The sequence below is a fragment of the uncultured Bradyrhizobium sp. genome, assembly GCF_936928535.1.
GTDB lineage: Bacteria > Pseudomonadota > Alphaproteobacteria > Rhizobiales > Xanthobacteraceae > Bradyrhizobium.
In genome coordinates this window covers 1-16,910 of record NZ_CAKZHY010000170.1, presented here as the reverse complement: position 1 = coordinate 16,910, position 16,910 = coordinate 1, and the positions used below count along the sequence as shown (strand labels likewise).

General features: G+C 64.1%; 13 protein-coding genes, 1 rRNA gene and 1 riboswitch. Of the genes, 7 read left to right on the top strand and 7 right to left on the bottom strand.

Features of this window, described 5'->3' with window-relative positions; genetic code table 11:
• Positions 1-106: 106 nt before the first annotated feature.
• Entirely contained in the window at positions 107-547 is a 441-nt protein-coding gene (locus Q0687_RS33060) for a hypothetical protein (RefSeq protein ID WP_298886233.1), read from the bottom strand.
• Between the two features lie 52 nt (positions 548-599).
• Between Q0687_RS33060 and Q0687_RS33055 the strand changes: the two genes are divergently transcribed.
• On the top strand, positions 600-2,171 hold the full coding sequence (locus tag Q0687_RS33055; RefSeq protein WP_298886230.1) for a hypothetical protein: 1,572 nt from the start codon (positions 600-602) through the stop codon (positions 2,169-2,171).
• A gap of 17 nt (positions 2,172-2,188) precedes the next feature.
• Positions 2,189-2,632 carry a hypothetical protein gene (locus Q0687_RS33050; RefSeq protein ID WP_298886227.1) on the top strand — a complete coding sequence of 148 codons (444 nt, stop codon included), beginning with the start codon at positions 2,189-2,191 and terminating at the stop codon, positions 2,630-2,632.
• Here the strand turns inward: Q0687_RS33050 and Q0687_RS33045 are convergent.
• From Q0687_RS33045 to Q0687_RS33035, 3 genes are read right to left on the bottom strand one after another with little or no spacing between them, the layout of a single operon-like run.
• The gene (locus Q0687_RS33045) at positions 2,629-3,570 is read right to left on the bottom strand and encodes a prephenate/arogenate dehydrogenase family protein (protein ID WP_298886224.1); all 942 of its coding nucleotides are present in this window, start codon (positions 3,568-3,570) and stop codon (positions 2,629-2,631) included. The two genes, Q0687_RS33050 and Q0687_RS33045, sit on opposite strands and share 4 nt — an antisense overlap.
• Entirely contained in the window at positions 3,567-4,661 is a 1,095-nt protein-coding gene (gene hisC / locus Q0687_RS33040) for a histidinol-phosphate transaminase (protein ID WP_298886221.1), read from the bottom strand. The genes Q0687_RS33045 and hisC overlap by 4 nt, the downstream gene beginning before the upstream one ends.
• A gap of 35 nt (positions 4,662-4,696) precedes the next feature.
• A complete protein-coding gene (locus Q0687_RS33035) occupies positions 4,697-5,545 on the bottom strand; it encodes a chorismate mutase (protein ID WP_298886219.1) in 849 nt (282 codons plus the stop codon).
• A gap of 193 nt (positions 5,546-5,738) precedes the next feature.
• A riboswitch (SAM riboswitch) is annotated at positions 5,739-5,818 on the top strand.
• A 93-nt stretch (positions 5,819-5,911) separates the two neighbouring features.
• Here Q0687_RS33035 and Q0687_RS33030 point away from each other — a divergent pair.
• A complete protein-coding gene (locus Q0687_RS33030) occupies positions 5,912-7,129 on the top strand; it encodes a homoserine O-acetyltransferase (protein ID WP_298886216.1) in 1,218 nt (405 codons plus the stop codon).
• Positions 7,130-7,131: 2 nt separating this feature from the next.
• Positions 7,132-7,794 (top strand): methionine biosynthesis protein MetW, encoded by a 663-nt coding sequence (gene metW, locus Q0687_RS33025; protein WP_200471627.1) that lies wholly within the window; start codon positions 7,132-7,134, stop codon positions 7,792-7,794.
• An 87-nt stretch (positions 7,795-7,881) separates the two neighbouring features.
• On the opposite strand, the gene Q0687_RS33020 is transcribed toward metW, so the two are convergent.
• Positions 7,882-8,745: an alpha/beta hydrolase gene (locus Q0687_RS33020; protein ID WP_298886203.1), complete on the bottom strand. Its 864-nt coding sequence runs from the start codon at positions 8,743-8,745 to the stop codon at positions 7,882-7,884.
• A 216-nt stretch (positions 8,746-8,961) separates the two neighbouring features.
• Between Q0687_RS33020 and Q0687_RS33015 the strand changes: the two genes are divergently transcribed.
• Positions 8,962-9,603 carry a TIGR02594 family protein gene (locus Q0687_RS33015; RefSeq protein WP_298886200.1) on the top strand — a complete coding sequence of 214 codons (642 nt, stop codon included), beginning with the start codon at positions 8,962-8,964 and terminating at the stop codon, positions 9,601-9,603.
• 152 nt (positions 9,604-9,755) lie between these two features.
• On the opposite strand, the gene Q0687_RS33010 is transcribed toward Q0687_RS33015, so the two are convergent.
• On the bottom strand, positions 9,756-10,559 hold the full coding sequence (locus Q0687_RS33010; protein ID WP_298886197.1) for an MOSC domain-containing protein: 804 nt from the start codon (positions 10,557-10,559) through the stop codon (positions 9,756-9,758).
• Positions 10,560-10,802: 243 nt separating this feature from the next.
• On the opposite strand from Q0687_RS33010, the gene clpB reads away from it, so the two are divergent.
• Positions 10,803-13,442, top strand: coding sequence for an ATP-dependent chaperone ClpB (clpB, locus tag Q0687_RS33005; RefSeq protein WP_298886194.1), 2,640 nt, complete (start codon positions 10,803-10,805; stop codon positions 13,440-13,442).
• A gap of 84 nt (positions 13,443-13,526) precedes the next feature.
• Here clpB and Q0687_RS33000 read toward each other — a convergent pair whose 3' ends face one another.
• Positions 13,527-15,590, bottom strand: a complete 2,064-nt coding sequence (locus Q0687_RS33000; protein ID WP_298886191.1) for a M23 family metallopeptidase — start codon at positions 15,588-15,590, stop codon at positions 13,527-13,529.
• 1,009 nt (positions 15,591-16,599) lie between these two features.
• On the opposite strand from Q0687_RS33000, the gene Q0687_RS32995 reads away from it, so the two are divergent.
• Positions 16,600-16,910, top strand: a 16S ribosomal RNA gene (locus tag Q0687_RS32995); the annotation flags it as partial.

Sequence of the window (16,910 nt, the reverse complement as noted above, 5' to 3'; positions counted from 1 at the left end):
TCACGTCGCCTTCGCGCCATTGTGATGACCAAGCGGCGCCGCATCGGGAATGCGGAGCCGTAACGCCCGATCTCTCTCCATGTCGCCCCACGATGCAGCGGGCCGCTCAGGCAGGAGAGATTTTCTTGACCAAGTCCAAGCTGTTCGTTGCCGCCATCGCCGTCACCGCCGCGTTCGCGACGCCTGCGTTCGCGCAGTGGCGGTCGCCGTCCGCCGTCGATCGCAATCCGGCGAGCCCTGAAACACGCAACACGACGGCCAGCGCGCCTTCTGCGACATCACCGCGTCCCACGGTGATCCGCGCGACCAAGGGCCAATAGCCGCCATCCCCCTTGAGATTTTGCGCGTCGCGGAAGTTGGGCCCGGCCATGTCCGGCCGGGCCCAATGCGCGCGGCGTTGGCGCGCAAATCGTCGCGCGCGTGCGGATCGCGCAAGCGCCAGGAATATTCCGAACATGATCGTCAGGAAAACGTGATGCAGAAGATGCACGAGCCAGCGAATAACAACCCGCCCACGCGCATCACTCCACACCAGGGAAGCACGCACGCGCCGGGGGCGCGACGACCAGAACCTGCTTCCCAAGTGGAGGGAGGCTTACGTGCGGATCATCACTCGCGGACTGATGCTGGGACTACTCGCTGCCTGTTCGGGACAGGCGCGTGCCGACGACAATGTCGCGTCAGAAATTCAGGCGCTGAAGGCGAAGCTGAAAGAGCTGCAGCAGAAGGTGGATTCGGAGGCGCGTAAGACGCGCCAGGTCGAAGCGGCGCAGTCGAAGGTCGTGCCGATGCCGGCAACCTACAAGGCGCTGCCCGTCGATCCCTGCGCAGCCGGCAAGATCTGCTACAAGGGCATCACGCTGACGTTCGGCGGCTGGGTCGATCTCACCGGGATCTACCGTTCCCGCAACATCGCCTCCGACACCGGCTCGGTCTACAATTTCATTCCCTATCAGCAGGCTCACAATTTCTTCGTACCGGAGACGCGCTTCTCGGCGCGCCAGAGCCGCTTCTCGGTGCTCGCCGAAGGCAATGCCGATCCCGACACGCATCTTGCGGGTTACGGCGAAATCGACTTCGAAGGCGCGGCGCAGACGGCGAGTTCGACCGCGACCAACTCGTTCAATCCCCGCATGCGGCAGCTCAGCCTCGAGGTCTATCGCAGGGATCTCGGTTTCCACTTCCTCGCCGGCCAGTCCTGGTCGCTGAACTCGCCGAGCAAGGCGGGCATCGATCCGCGCGGCGTCGATGCGCCCGGTGTGATCGACTTCGAATCCGTCCCGGGCTTCATCTCGGCGCGACAGCCGGGCCTGCGCGTCTGGCAGGACATCGGACCCGAGTTCAAGCTGGCTGCCTCCGTCGAGAATGCCCAGACCTCGTTCTTTGGCGGCAACGTCCCGGCCGTGGGCACGCCCGCTGTCGGACCGCAGGGCGTGCTCAATCCGAACCTTCAGGTCAATCTGACGGGACCGGGCGGCAGCTTCTTCAACAGCCTCAACAATGTCAGCTTGAATCAGGTGCCCGACGTCACGGTGAAAGCGGCCTGGGACCCGCGGCTCGGACCTTACAAGCTGCATGTCGAAGCTTGGGCGCTTTATCGCCAGCTGTTTGATCGCTTCAACGGTGCCAACCACGCCTACGATACCGGCAGCTTCGGCGGCCACGTGTTTGCCGAGTTGATTCCGAAAACGCTCGACCTCCAGCTCTACGGCTCGCACGGCGTGCTCGGACGTTTCACACAGACGCCGTTCCCGGATGCGGCGCTGGCGCAGGACGGCACCATCCTCCCGCTAACGATCACGGCAGCCACGGTCGGCCTGGTCTGGCATGCGATGCCGACTCTCGACGTCTATTCCTATGCGGGTCTGGAAAAGGCCAACGCGAATTTCGCCAATGTCGGCACGGTGCCGTTCGGTTACGGCAATCCGCTCTACAACAACACCGGCTGTTTCACCGAGAACACGCCGGCCGCGACCTGCAACGGCAACACAAGGGAAGTCCGGCAGGTCACCGCCGGCATCTACGACACCATCTACCAGGGCAATTACGGCACGCTCAAAGCCGGCGTGCAGTATTCCTACACGCAGCGCTTCGCCTTCGCCGGTGTCGGCGGCGCGCCCAAGACCGACGACAACATCGTCATGACCCAGGTCCGGTACTATCCGTTCTAATCCTCAGAGCGCCGCAATTGTCCGACGGTCTTCTGATCCTTCGGCTCGCGCAAATCGTCGCCCGGCTTGGCCTGGCGATGACGGGCGCGGTCGGCGCCACCTTCGTCGCCGCGTTGCTGATGCGGGCCGAGCTGCCCTGGTTCGACACCGTCGAATTCACAGTACTTCTGATCGTGCTCGGAATGATCGGCGCCTATCTCGGGATCGATCTCCCGCGCTGGCCGCAGCTTCGGGCAGGGCCGGTACATCGATCGCCGTTGATCGGTCTTGCCAGCGCGACCGGCACGTTCCTTGCGGCCGGGTCGGGCCTGCTCGCGCTCTATGCCTTTGTCGTCGACGAGACCTCCGATCCCGCCGGCAATCTCTTGTTCGGCGCGACCTGGATGCTGGGCGTGTGCCTGCAGATAGGCGCCGGTCTTGCCGGCCGGCGCCGCGTAGCGGAGGTCAACGACCGGAGCTAGCCCGTTTTCTTGTCGAGCTGCCCGTGCCGGCGGCCGAAGTCGGGTGCGGCCGAATCCTGGCCGATCTCGACGATGCCGCGGCGGATGGCGCGGGTGCGGGTGAAATGCTCGAACAGCGCCTCGCCGTCGCCGCGCCGGATCGCACGGGTGAGTTTTGCCAGATCCTCGGTGAAGGTGCCGAGCATCTCCAGCACCGCGTCCTTGTTGGCGAGGAAGACATCGCGCCACATGGTCGGGTCGGACGCCGCGATGCGCGTGAAGTCGCGGAAGCCGCCCGCGGAGAATTTGATCACTTCCGATTCCGTCACCTGCTGCAATTCGTCGGCGGTGCCGACGATGGTGTAGGCAATCAGATGCGGCAGATGGCTGGTGATCGCGAGCACGAGATCATGATGATCCGGCGTCATCACCTCGACCTTGGCGCCCATCGCCGCCCAGAACGCGCGCAAATGCGCGGTGGCATCAGGGTCGGTGCCATCAGGTGGCGTGAGGATGCACCAGCGGTTGATGAACAGCTCGGCAAACCCGGAGTCAGGTCCCGAATGCTCGGTGCCTGCCACGGGGTGCGCCGGCACGAAGTGAACGTTCCTGGGCAGATGCGGCGCCATGTCCTTGACAACAGCGCCTTTGACCGAGCCGACGTCGGAGATGATGGCGCCGGGTTTCAGATGCGCGGCAATCTCATGCGCCACGGGGCCGCAGGCGCCGACGGGAATGCAGAGAATGACGAGATCGGCATCCTTCACCGCTTCCGCATTGGTCGCCACGACCTCGTCGACGATGCCGAGCTCGAGCACCCGCGCGCGCGTTTTCTCCGAGCGCGCGGTGGTGACGATCTCGCCGGCGATCCCTTGAAGCTTCGCAGCGCGCGCGATCGAGCCGCCGATCAGGCCGAAGCCGATCAGGGCAACGCGCTGGAAGTGCGGGTCCACGCTCATTTGCCGGCCATGAAGTCGCGCAAGCCCTCGACGACGAGGCGGTTGGCCTCCTCGGTGCCGATGGTCATGCGTAGCTGATGATGCAGGCCATAGTTCTTCAACGCGCGCAGCACGAGACCGCGTTTGGTGAGATAGGCATCGGCCGCATCCGAGGTCTTGCCTTCTTGCGGAAAGTGGATCAGCACGAAATTGGCGACGCCGGGCGTCACCTTCAGCCCGAGCTTGGTGATCTCATCCGTGAGCCAGTTGCGCCAGGTCTCGGTGAATTGCTTCGACATCGTCTGATGCGCCGTGTCCTCGATCGCGGCGACCGCGGCATACATCGCCGGCGTCGACACGTTGAAGGGACCGCGGATGCGGTTGACGGCGTCGATGATGTGCTCGGGGCCGAACATCCAGCCGACGCGCAGCGCCGCAAGACCGTGGATCTTGGAGAAGGTGTGCGTCACCACCGTATTCTCGGTGGTGGCGACCAGCTCGATCCCCATCTCATAGTCGTTACGGGACACGTAGTCGCAATAGGCGGCGTCCAGCACCAGCAGGACGTGCGAGGGCAGACCGGCGCGCAGGCGCTTGACCTCGTCGAACGGGATATAGGTGCCGGTCGGGTTGTTGGGGTTGGCGAGCCAGACCAGCTTCGTCTTCGGCGTCACGGCTTTCAGGATCGCGTCGACGTCGCAGGTGAGGTTGTTCTCGGCCGCAATGACATTCTTGGCGCCCACCGCCATGGTCGCGATCGGATAGACCAGGAAGCCGTGCGTGGTCGAGATCGCCTCATCGCCATGGCTGAGATAGGTGTGGGCGAGCAGATTGAGGATCTCGTCCGAGCCGGCGCCGCAGATGATGCGGTTGGGATCGAGCCCGTAGTGGCGGCCGATCGCCTCGCGCAGCACCCGCGAGGTTCCCTCGGGATAGTCCTCCAGATGATCGGCGACGTGCTTGAAGGCCTCGATCGCCTTGGGCGAGGGTCCGAACGGCGTCTCGTTGGCCGAGAGCTTGAACACCTTGCGGCCCGGCTCCGGCACCGGGGTCTTGCCGGGCGTGTAGGGCGCAATATCGAGAATGCCGGGATTCGGCACGGGGCGGGACATCTTCAACTCCGGATAGGCTTTGGGCGGCGCGCGATCTACGATTTTGGCCCGGTCGGGGGCACCGTATAGCGCGTTGCGTGGCTGCCGACGAGGGCCGTGGAGCGCACCGAGGCCCCTGCCTCGATCAGGGCAGCCCTGATCTTGTCGATGCTGGTGTCTGACGTGACCGAGACCAGCAGCGCGGCGCCGTCGAAGGCGGTATCGGGCACCGCCACGATGTCGGCGAGCGGCGACAGCGCGCGCGCGACCTCGGCGTTCCACCCGGAGACGCGCACGCTGAAGGTCTCGACCTCGGTCACCACGGCGCTGTCGGCGACGCGCGAGATCGCGAACACCGGCAGTGACGCCGGATGATCGGCCCGCTCGACGAAGGGCATGCGCGCGATGATCTTCGGTGCGCCGTTCGCTTCCAGCTCCAGCCACCATGGTGTGCGGCTCGAGGTCGCCGAGACCAACGCGAGATCACCCTTGGATTTCGCGACCGCCTCCACCGCCGCCTGCGCGCTGAAATGCGCGACGTAAGGCACCGTGAAGCCGAAATGGAAGCGCACGGAATCGCGCATCGCCGGCTCGCTCACCGAGATGTCGGCATGCACGGAGAACGGCGCCTGGACATAGGTGAAGGTCGAGATGATGACGCGCCAGATGCTCTCGACCGTGTCGAGCGGCAGGATGCCGCGATGGCGTTGCACGATCTCGCGCATCATTGAGGCCTCGCGTGCGGGCCGGAACGCCGAGCCGACCTCCTGGGTCTGCTTCACCTGGATCAGGCGGTCGATGATGTCGCCGCGCTGCATCAGGAGGCGATGCATGGCCTCGTCGATCGCGTCGATCTCCTTGCGCAATTCCTGGAGCGATGGTGGCGCGGGCGGACGTTGGGACATATCTGACTGGAGCTGTTGAGAGGCATTCCAATGCGGAACGGGCAGGCCGGATCCGCTGCGGTCAACGTCCTGATTAGGCAGTCGGGACGGCGAAAGCAAAGAGAAATGACGCCCCGCAAGGCTGCCGGGTGAGAGACGATTTTGGCTAATCCGGACCGCGACTTGACGAAATCGGCCCAAGCCAGTAGGTTTTTGCCTGTTCCGTGGTCATTTGAGCCGGCCGGCTTGCAGCCACGTTAAAAAACTCGCTAAACAGGCCGGGGACGCTTCCGATCCCGGCCGAACCTATCGTTCAGGCCGGGTTTTTCATGGCCTGATGTCAGTCGCGATCTGAAGTCCGATCGCAAACGAGGTCGATGGTCAGAGATGGTTGGCGTCAAGTCTGTCCCAAGTCCTACGATCCCAAGTCCTGCGATCAGTGCCGACGATCGGTCGCATGAGGTCGATCATCCGAGCTCGGAGGTCGCGCTGTTCGGCGCCGATCAGCCGTTGCGGCTCGATTGCGGCGTCGATCTCACCCCGTTCCAGATCGCCTACAAGACCTATGGCGAGCTCAATGCCGATCGCTCCAACGCGGTGCTGATCTGCCATGCGCTGACCGGCGATCAGCACGTCGCCAATGTGCACCCCGTCACCGGCAAGCCCGGCTGGTGGGAGACGCTGGTCGGTCCCGGCCGGCCGCTCGACCCCACCAGGTACTTCATCATCTGCTCCAACGTGATCGGCGGCTGCATGGGCTCGACCGGGCCTGCCTCGATCAATCCCGCCACCGGCAAGGTGTGGGGGCTGGATTTCCCCGTCATCACCATCCCCGACATGGTGCGCGCGCAGGCGATGCTGATCGACCGCCTCGGCATCGACACGCTGTTCGCCGTCGTCGGCGGCTCGATGGGCGGCATGCAGGTGCTGCAATGGACCGCGGCGTACCCTGCGCGCGTCTACTCCGCGCTCGCGATCGCCTGCGCGACGCGGCACTCGGCGCAGAACATCGCCTTCCACGAGCTCGGCCGCCAGGCCGTGATGGCCGATCCCGACTGGCACAACGGCGCCTATGCCGATCAGGGCATCCATCCGCATCGCGGCCTCGCGGTCGCACGCATGGCCGCGCACATCACTTACCTGTCGGACGCGGCGCTGCATCGCAAGTTCGGTCGTCGCATGCAGGACCGCGAGCTGCCGACCTTCTCGTTCGACGCCGACTTCCAGGTCGAGTCCTATCTGCGCTACCAGGGCTCGTCCTTCGTCGAGCGTTTCGACGCCAACTCCTATCTCTATCTGACCCGCGCGATGGACTATTTCGACATCGCCGGTGACCACGACGGCGTGCTGGCGAAAGCGTTCGCCGGGATCGAGACGCGGTTCTGCGTGGTCTCCTTCACCAGCGACTGGCTATTTCCCACCTCGGAATCGCGCGCGCTGGTGCACGCGCTGAACGCGTCGAGCGCGCGGGTGTCTTTCGCCGAGATCGAGACCGATCGCGGCCATGACGCCTTCCTGCTCGACGTGCCCGAGTTCTTCGACATCTCCCGCGCCTTCCTGCAGTCGGCAGGCAAGGCGCGCGGGCTCACGGCTAAGGACGGCTAGCGATGTCTGTACAGGAAGTGCTGCCGCTCAACGGCCTTGCCTCAGAGCAATCCGGCCCGTTTCGCGCCGACCATCTGCTGGTCGCCGAGATGGTCAAGCCGGGCTCGAAGGTGCTCGACGTCGGCTGCGGCGAGGGCGATTTGCTTCAGCTGCTGGAGACCCGCGGCATCGACGGCCGCGGCATCGAGCTGTCGCGCGAGGGCGTCAATCGCTGCGTCGCCAAGGGCCTCGCTGTGGTGCAGGGCGATGCCGATACCGACCTCGTGAATTATCCAGACGATGCCTTCGACTACGTGATCCTGTCGCAGACGCTGCAGGCGACGCGCCAGCCAAAGGTCGTGCTGGAAAATCTCCTGCGCATCGGCCGCCGCGCCATCGTCTCGTTCCCCAATTTCGGATTCTGGCGGATGCGGCTGCAGCTCCTGGTCGGCGGTCACATGCCGCGTACGGAGAATCTGCCGGCAAGTTGGTACGACACCGCCAACATCCATTTCTGCACCATCAAGGACTTCGTCGAGCTCTGCGACGAGATCCACGTCAAGATGGAGCGCGCCGAAGCGCTCGATCTCTACGGCCGTCCCTTACGGCTGCGCCTGCCATGGTGGGTGTGGAATCTGTTCGGCGAGCAGGGCGTGTTTCTGCTCAGCCGCGGGCAGGGGAAGTGACGCCGTAGGCGTCATTCCGGGGCGACGCAAAGCATCGAACCCGGAATCTCGAGGTTCCGGGTTCGCTCTTCGAGCGCCCCGGAACGACTAGCCATGAGCCACGGACCTTGGATCACGCACCGGCCACCGCCCCGCTTCCACCAGCGTCACGAACCGCTCCACGCTCTCGTTGAACAGCGTGGGCTCCTCGAGATTGAGCACGTGGCCGGACTTTGGAAACATCGCAAGGCCCGCGGCGGGCAGATGCTTCTTCAGGAACAGGCTCGCTCCGATGCACGGGTCATCCTCATCGCCGCAGATGATCAGCGCCGGCGTTGCCGTGTTCCTGATCGCTTCCGTCAGCGTGTAGATCGAGGGCCGGCCGCCCTGGAAGCCGCGCATCGTGTTCGCCGACCCCTTGGAATCGTGCCGCGCCAGTGCGGCATAGAAATCGGCATGCCCGCGCGGGTCTTTCACCAGGAAGGGAATCCGGCTCGGCGCCTCGCGCGTGACCTTGGCGACTTCACTCGAACCCAAGGTCTCGAATTGCTCGGCATTGGCGCGGCACTGCTTGCTCCAGGCCTCTAAATTTTCGAGCTCCGAGCCCGAGCCGACGCCGGCGAGCGTCATCGACAGCGCGCGCTGCGGCGCGTTCAATCCGATCTGGAGCGACGAGTACGCGCCCATCGACAGACCGACGAGATGCGCGCGTTCGATTCCGAGATGATCGAGCACCGCGAGCGCGTCGGTGTAGAAATGCTCGAAGCCGTAGACCTCGCCGTCAGGCACGTCGGACGGCGTGTAGCCGCGTGCGGAATAGGTGATGCAACGGTGGCCGCGCGAGAAGTAGCGCATCTGCGGCTCCCAATTGGTGTAGTCGGCCGCGAATTCGTGAAGAAAAATGATCGGCGTTCCCTGACCCGCTTCCTCGAAATAGATGCGGACGTCATCCCTGGTCGTGGCGTGGGGCATTAACCGTTTCCCTCTCTTCAAGCCGCTGCTTCAGGATCGCAGTTAATGCAGATGTCCGCAATAAGGCAGCTCCATCTGAGCATTGCCGCAAAATCATCGCAGCTATTCGCAGGACCTGCGTCTTTTTCTCGCCACATCGGACGGCTTAACGGCCTCATCGATGTTGGCCATCGCACGGGCCGACTTGAGAAGTGGGGGTGTCAACGAGGATGAAGAATGGTTGAGTTGTTTGCGTCTCGCCTGTCGCGTTGTGTTGTCGCGCTGGCGATTGTTCTTGCAGCGGTTGCTGCGTTCGTTTCTCCGGCCTCAGCGCGGCCACATCATCGTCACAGCGCTGAACGGCACGCTTACGTGCATCACGCCCGACATCATCGCTATCGCCATCATGCCCGCATCTCGCGCTTCGAGCGCAGCGCGGAGCAGTTGCAGGCGAGCCAATTTGCCAACACGCAGGCCAGCTATGATCCGAACACGAATGCCGGCGCGGGCATGAGCGGTGGTTTCGGTGGCGGATCGGGTCTCGTGTCCGAGGCGCGGCGCTATCTCGGCGGCAACCCCACGGGGCGCGGCAGCCTGTGGTGCGCGCGTTTCATGAACATGGTGCTTGAAAAAACCGGACATCACGGCACCGGCTCGGATATGGCGAATTCGTTCGCGCACTACGGCACGCGCGTCTCCGGCCCGCAGGTCGGCGCCATCGCCGTGATGTCGCGCGGCGGTCGCGGCGGTCATGTCGGCATCATCACCGGCATCGATGCGCAGGGCAATCCGATCATGATCTCCGGCAACAACGGCAACCGCGTTCGCGAAGCCCCGATCTCGCGCGGCCGGATCTATGCGTATGTGATGCCGAATTGAAGTCACTGCCTCGTCATTGCGAGGAGCCCGCGACAAAATTGCTAGGCAATTTTGCGCTGGTGCGACGAAGCAATCCAGACTGTCTCCGCGGATGCATTCCTGGATTGCTTCGCTGCGCTCGCAATGACGGAGTGTGTTGAGCCGGCGTGGGCTCAAACCAGTCTCGGCTGCTCCACCGCAATCGTATCACCCACGCCGATCTCGCCGTCGGCGATCACCTCGGCATAGATGCCGCAATCCATGTGGCCGAGATGGCGCGAGAGCGTCGGCGGTATCTCGAGATCGCGCTGCGCCGTGACCGGGTCCACATTGGTGGCCGGACAGCGGACGATGCGCTTGACCACCTTCAGCCGGGCCTGCCCGATCGCCAGCGTCTGGCCGACAAGGTCGAGCTCGGACCAGGCCGGCCAGCCCTTGACGTAGAGATTGGCGCGAAAGCGCAGCGGATTGACGGTAACGCCGCCGAGCATGGTCTCGATGGCGTGGACGCTGTTGAGATTGATGATGGACACGACCTTGCGCGCGACATCGGAGAAGCTGTGGTCCCGGCCGGACAGCACCTTTGGCGGGCCCTTCAGCTCCACCTGGAAGTTCTCGGTGAAGTAGTTCTCGATCGCGGCGCGCCCTGCTGCCGTCTCGAGATCGCCGCTGGCGACGATCTGGCCGTCCTTGCGGATGGTCAGGCGATTGGTCGTGTCCTCGAAACGGCTGTCGAGGGAGGCCAGCCGCTCATTGCGCGCCAGCATCAGGAACTGGATTTTCGGCTTCCACTCGGGCGCCTCCGGGTCGAACCCGCTGGGTCCGTTCTCGATGGCGTAGCGGCGGTCGGCGGGCAGGGTCTGGCCTGACCGCAAGGGCACCCGGAGCAGGGCCTCCGGCGTCAGGCCCTTGATCGGGTAGCGGTAAAGGCCGGTGATTTCGGCGGTCTGGCCGACCTGCTCTGAGCTGAAGTTCATGGGCCTACTTAGGGGATTCGACCTGCACCCGCCAAGCCGGCTGATCCGCGCACGAAATTGTGAACGCGCCTCTTCCGATCCGAAGCCATGCTTCCCACATCTGGGTCAGGTCGGCGCCAGCGTCGGCTGATAACGACCGCCTGCTGGTTGAGGAACGTCAACGCATCAGGCGGAAACCCAATGAAGATGCCGTTTGGGGTGCCTTAGAGGGCCCCGAGGGCAGGCCGAGGGACAGAAAAGACCATGAACATCGACAAATATACCGAACGCTCGAGGGGCTTCATCCAGTCCGCGCAGTCGCTTGCGGTGCGCGAGGGGCATCAGCAGTTTTCGACGCTCCACGTCCTGAAGGTGCTGCTCGACGACACCGACGGGCTGGCAGCCGGCCTGATCGACCGCGCCGGCGGCAATTCCCGTGCAATTCTGAAGGCGACCGAGGACGCCCTTAGCAAGGTGCCGAAGGTGTCCGGCGGCGGTGCCGGCCAGATCTATCTCGCGCCCGAGCTCGCGCGCACCTTCGACGCGGCCGAAAAGGCCGGCGAGAAGGCCGGCGACAGCTTTGTCACCGTCGAGCGGCTCCTGCTCGGCCTCACGCTGGAGAAGACCAGCGAGGCCGGAACGATCCTCGCCAAGGGCGGCGTTACCCCGCAAAATCTCAACGCGGCGATCGAGGCACTGCGCAAGGGCCGCACCGCGGATTCCGCGACGGCCGAGAACGCCTATGACGCGCTGAAGAAATATGCCCGCGACCTGACCCAGGCCGCGCGCGACGGCAAGCTCGATCCGGTCATCGGCCGTGACGAGGAGATCCGCCGCACGATCCAGGTGCTGTCGCGCCGGACCAAGAACAATCCCGTCCTGATCGGCGAGCCCGGCGTCGGCAAGACTGCTATCGCCGAGGGCCTCGCGCTGCGCATCGTCAACGGCGATGTGCCCGAGAGCCTCAAGGACAAAAAGCTGCTGTCGCTTGACCTCGGCGCGCTGATCGCCGGTGCAAAATACCGCGGCGAGTTCGAGGAGCGGTTGAAGGCCGTGCTGCAGGAGGTCACCGCCAGCGAGGGCGCCTTCATCCTGTTCATCGACGAGATGCACACGCTGATCGGCGCGGGCAAGGGCGACGGCGCGATGGACGCGTCCAACCTGCTCAAGCCGGCGCTCGCCCGCGGCGAGCTGCACTGCATCGGCGCGACCACGCTCGACGAGTATCAGAAGCACGTCGAGAAGGATGCGGCGCTGGCGCGGCGCTTCCAGCCGATCTTCGTCAGCGAACCCTCGGTCGAGGATACGATCTCGATCCTGCGCGGGTTGAAGGACAAGTACGAGCAGCACCATGGCGTGCGGATCACCGATTCCGCGCTCGTGGCCGCCACGACCTTGTCCAATCGCTACATCACCGACCGCTTCCTGCCCGACAAGGCGATCGACCTCATGGACGAGGCCGCGGCGCGGCTGAAGATGCAGGTCGATTCCAAGCCGGAAGAGCTGGATTCGCTCGACCGTGAGATCATCCGGCTCAAGATCGAGCAGGAGGCGCTCAAGAAGGAAAGCGATCTCGGCTCGAAATCCCGTCTGGAGTCGCTCCAGAAGGAGCTCGCCGAGCTCGAGGAGAAATCTGCGGCGCTCACGGCGCGCTGGAGCGCGGAGAAGAACAAGCTCTCCAACGCCCAGAAGCTGAAGTCGGAGCTCGACGCCCTGCGCGTCGATCTGGCCGACGCGCAGCGGCGCGGCGAATTCCAGAAGGCGGGCGAGCTGGCCTATGGCCGGATCCCGCAGCTCGAGAAGCAGCTCGCCGACATCGAGGCCCGTGAAGGTTCAGGCGAGATGATGGAGGAGGCTGTCACCGCCAACCACATCGCGCAGGTGGTCTCGCGCTGGACCGGCGTGCCCGTCGACAAGATGCTGGAGGGCGAGAAGGAAAAGCTTCTGAAGATGGAGGAGCAGCTCGGACAGCGCGTCGTCGGCCAGGCCGAGGCCGTGCGTGCGGTCGCGACCGCCGTGCGCCGCTCGCGTGCAGGCCTGCAGGACCCGCACCGCCCCACGGGCTCGTTCATGTTCCTGGGGCCGACCGGCGTTGGCAAGACCGAGCTGACGAAAGCCTTGGCCGAGTATCTCTTCAACGACGAGACCGCGATGGTTCGCCTCGACATGTCCGAGTACATGGAGAAGCACTCGGTCTCGCGGCTGATCGGCGCGCCTCCGGGCTATGTCGGTTATGACGAGGGCGGCGCGCTGACCGAAGCGGTCCGGCGCCGGCCTTACCAAGTGGTGCTGTTCGACGAGATCGAGAAGGCGCATCCTGACGTCTTCAACGTCCTGTTGCAGGTGCTCGACGACGGCCGGCTGACCGATGGCCAGGGCCGTACCGTCGATTTCCGTAACACGCTGATCATCATGACCTCGAACCTCGGTTCGGAGTTCCTGGTGAATCAACCCGAGGGCGAAGACACCTCTGCCGTGCGCGATCAGGTGATGGGCATGGTCCGGGGACATTTCAGGCCTGAGTTCCTGAACCGTGTCGACGAGATCATCCTGTTCCACCGCCTGCAGCGCAGCGAGATGGGCCGGATCGTCGAGATCCAGTTCGCGCGGCTGCAGAAGCTCCTGACCGATCGCAAGATCGTGCTGACGCTCGATACTGCCGGCCGTGACTGGCTCGCCGCCAAGGGCTGGGATCCCGCCTACGGCGCCCGGCCGCTCAAGCGGGTGATCCAGCGCTACGTTCAGGATCCGCTCGCCGAGATGATCTTGGCCGGCGACGTCAGGGATGGCGACAGTGTCGCGATCTCGTCAGAAGGCAACGTGCTGACGTTCAACGGTAAGGCGCCGCAGACCGCGGAGATCGCCCAGTTCGAGGCGCCGGTGTCGAAGCGCAAGCTGAACTGAGCGAACGGCGTTCATCCCAAAATGAAAGCGCCCCGGAGAGATTGTCCTCTCCGGGGCGTTTCTTTTGACGTCTAATCCGAAAAATCAGCGGTTGCTGACCTGCAACGGTCCACCCGTCGCATCCGACATCCGCGCAATCGCGCCGGCCCGGCCGCTCATCATGGCGTCGAGGCGGTCGCGTTCCTTCTCGAAGCCGGCGAGCATCGGTCCCTCGAGCGAACGGCCGCGCGGCAGTTTCACGCGCATCGGGTCGACGAAGCGGCCGTTGACGAGGATTTCGTAGTGCACGTGCGGGCCAGTCGACTGGCCGGTCGAGCCGACGAAGCCGATGACCTGGCCCTGCCGCACCTTCTTGCCGGGCTCCATGCCCTTGGCGAAGGCCGACATGTGGCCGTAGGCGGTCTCGTAGCCGTTGTTGTGCTTGATGCGGACGTATTTGCCGTAGCCGCCTTCGAGCTGGGCCTTTTCGATCACGCCGTTGCCGGCGGCGAAGATCGGCGTGCCGTAGGCGGTGGCCCAGTCGACGCCGGTGTGCATCTTCACGTAGCCGAGGATCGGATGGCGGCGGCCGCCGAAGCCGGAGCGCATGATGGCGGTGTTGACGGGCTTGCGGACCAGAAACTTCTTCGCGCTCTTGCCGGTCTCGTCGTAGTAGTCGACGACACCGTCATCGGGGCTCTGATAGCGATAATATTTCTTGGTTTCGCCGCCGACGGTGAGCGAGGCGAACAGCACTTCGCTCTTGTCGGCCGCGTTCGAGCCCTCGTCTTCGCCGGCGTAGAACACGTCGAACGAGTCGCCCGGCGCGACCTTGCGCTGGAAGTCGACGTCGTAGGAGTAGATCTTGATCATGTCGTCGATGACCGGCATCGGCACTTTGTTGCGCATCGCCGTCTCGTAGATGCTCTGGTAGAGCCGCACGCCGCTGCCGTCATCGTCGTCATCGTCTTCGCTGTTGGCGTTGGCCGTGGCGTCGGCGACGGTGTTCATGCTGGAGACGTCGACCGCGACGTATTTGCCGAGATCCGACAGGGCCGCGATCGCCTCGACCACGGTGTCGTTGGCGACGACGACGCGGTAGGGCTGCAGCCTTGCGCCGGGGCTTGCGGGCGCCATCAGGATGCGAAGCTTTTCGCCTTCCTTCAGGCCGCCGTCGCGCCCGCGGGGGCCGAGCGTTGCAGCGATCGCCTTGATCTCCTCGGCCTTGGCGCCGAGATCGCGCAGCACCGAGCCGATGCTGTCGCCCTTCTTGACGACATGGACGCGTTCGCCGTTGGGATTGCCGCCGGTGATCTGCTCCTTGGTCTTCGGCAGCAGCGTCACGTTCTCCGGCACCACGCGCGTTTCGAAACCGGCATAGGGATCGGACGACGAGGCTTCGGTGGCGTAGGCCATCTTCATGTCGGATGCGCCGGCCGCGCCGGAGACGTCGGCGGTCGCGTTGGCGAGCGAGGCATAGCGCACCCCGCCATTGCCGCGCCAATTGGCGGCATCGCGCACCCGCATCAGGATGTCGTCGAGCGCCACCACGGCGGAAATCTTGGCCTTCGGCAGCACCGGCGAGAGGTCCTTGGTGACGAAGGAGACCTCGGCGTCGGGCTCGACGGCTTCAGGATTGTTCGGATCGTCGGTCGCGGTCTTCGGATCGGAGCCGACGTCGGTGAGCATGCGCTGCGCGTTGAACGGCGGAATCTTCGCCGACAGATCGCTCGTCGTCATCGACAGATTGCCGGCGATCCGGATGAAGGGGCGCACCCGCATCACGTCGCGGTTGCCGACGCGGGCGACCGTCGAGACGCGGACGATGTTGCGCGAGGCGGTCGAGTCGCTGGGCGGCGGCAGGCGATCGCTCTTGTGCAGCGTCGCGGTGCGATCGCCAGCGCCGAATGCGCCGCGCAGCGCGCCTTCGACCCGCTCAGGAACCTTGGCGAAGGTCATTTCGCCGTCGAGAGATGCGAAAACGGCGCCGCCGATCAGGGCTGCGCCGCACAGTCCGGTCAGAATTGTGCCGCTGAACCATTGCACCGAGACTCTGCGGCGATCGATGACGGCGGCTTCGGAACCATCGACGGACAGCGGCGGCTCGTGGCCGAGATCGATGATCCCGGTCTCACGCCCGTAAGCGCCGCGTGACGTCCTCTGGTTCAACCCAAGTCCCCCAATCAACGACCCGAAAACCTTCGCTTCGAACTTTCCCCGGTTGCCCTCTTGCAGGGGCATCGCGGCAAAAGCCTTATCGCACAGGCGCTCGCACTCAGAAGGCCCCGGATGAGGCCCGGCCGAAATTACGAACAGCTAGGCAGGTGAAGATCTCTCGATGTCTTTCGAATGTCCGAAGAAGGCCGCGTCATCGTCAGATCGCCTTCTCTGAACCCCATGAACATCGCCGGCAGCCCCCACTGGCATCCCGGCGATTCAAGCTTGTGTCATACCAGAACGCCGCGGGATTGTGGCTCTAGTACGGCACCCGGCATCGAAAAAGTTTCCTGAACAGCCCGGCGCGGGGGCCTTGGGTCGAAGGGCGCCCGAAGCCGCTTCCGGCGCCCCCCGGGAGCCCCTTCCGAGCCCCTCAGGAGCCCGCTTGGGCCCAAACTTTTTTTCAGATTTTTTACCGAGCTGCGCCGCATGGCGCGCCCAGCGCTCTTCTAATCAGCTGTAATTGCTAGATTTTTTACGACAATCCGCTGTGCGACGATTTGTTGACGATTGGCGTTGACAGCCCGGAAGGTGGGGCCTATAACCCCAACCACTGAGCGCGGCGCCGCCGGGTCACTGACCAAGGCGAGCGAACGCGCCACTGATGCTCCTCACCTTGTTGAGTGACACAACAGCCGACACAATCGGTTGGAGTCATTCGACGTCGGTAAGGGTGTCGGAACCCTTCCACTCTGGAAGGTTGGGGCCTCCACGGTCCCGGGCTGTTTGACAAGTGAAGATGAAGAAAGAGAAACGTGGACGGCGGAGTCCTTGCGCCTCTCGGACCACTTGAGAGCTTCGGCTTTTAAGTACTGAGAGAGGACGAAAGACTTCGGCGGTACACGTTTCAAAGGAAACACCATCGTTGTCCGCGATGTGAATCGCAGGCAGCAAGTCGATTTCGGTCGACAATGGTGGGACCTCGTCAAACGTTGTGATCAGCCGGTTCAAAGTTCAAGTCCAACTTGAGAGTTTGATCCTGGCTCAGAGCGAACGCTGGCGGCAGGCTTAACACATGCAAGTCGAGCGGGCGTAGCAATACGTCAGCGGCAGACGGGTGAGTAACGCGTGGGAACGTACCTTTTGGTTCGGAACAACACAGGGAAACTTGTGCTAATACCGGATAAGCCCTTACGGGGAAAGATTTATCGCCGAAAGATCGGCCCGCGTCTGATTAGCTAGTTGGTAGGGTAATGGCCTACCAAGGCGACGATCAGTAGCTGGTCTGAGAGGATGATCAGCCACATTGGGACTGAGACACGGCCCAAACTC

Excerpts from the sequence above, each read along its gene's own strand:
- Q0687_RS33045 (WP_298886224.1), bottom strand. The coding sequence starts at position 3,570 with ATGAGCGTGGACCCGCACTTCCAGCGCGTTGCCCTGATCGGCTTCGGC.
- hisC (WP_298886221.1), bottom strand. The coding sequence starts at position 4,661 with ATGTCCCGCCCCGTGCCGAATCCCGGCATTCTCGATATTGCGCCCTAC.
- Q0687_RS33035 (WP_298886219.1), bottom strand. The coding sequence starts at position 5,545 with ATGTCCCAACGTCCGCCCGCGCCACCATCGCTCCAGGAATTGCGCAAG.
- Q0687_RS33030 (WP_298886216.1), top strand. The coding sequence starts at position 5,912 with ATGGTTGGCGTCAAGTCTGTCCCAAGTCCTACGATCCCAAGTCCTGCG.
- metW (WP_200471627.1), top strand. The coding sequence starts at position 7,132 with ATGTCTGTACAGGAAGTGCTGCCGCTCAACGGCCTTGCCTCAGAGCAA.
- Q0687_RS33020 (WP_298886203.1), bottom strand. The coding sequence starts at position 8,745 with ATGCCCCACGCCACGACCAGGGATGACGTCCGCATCTATTTCGAGGAA.
- Q0687_RS33015 (WP_298886200.1), top strand. The coding sequence starts at position 8,962 with ATGGTTGAGTTGTTTGCGTCTCGCCTGTCGCGTTGTGTTGTCGCGCTG.
- Q0687_RS33010 (WP_298886197.1), bottom strand. The coding sequence starts at position 10,559 with ATGAACTTCAGCTCAGAGCAGGTCGGCCAGACCGCCGAAATCACCGGC.
- clpB (WP_298886194.1), top strand. The coding sequence starts at position 10,803 with ATGAACATCGACAAATATACCGAACGCTCGAGGGGCTTCATCCAGTCC.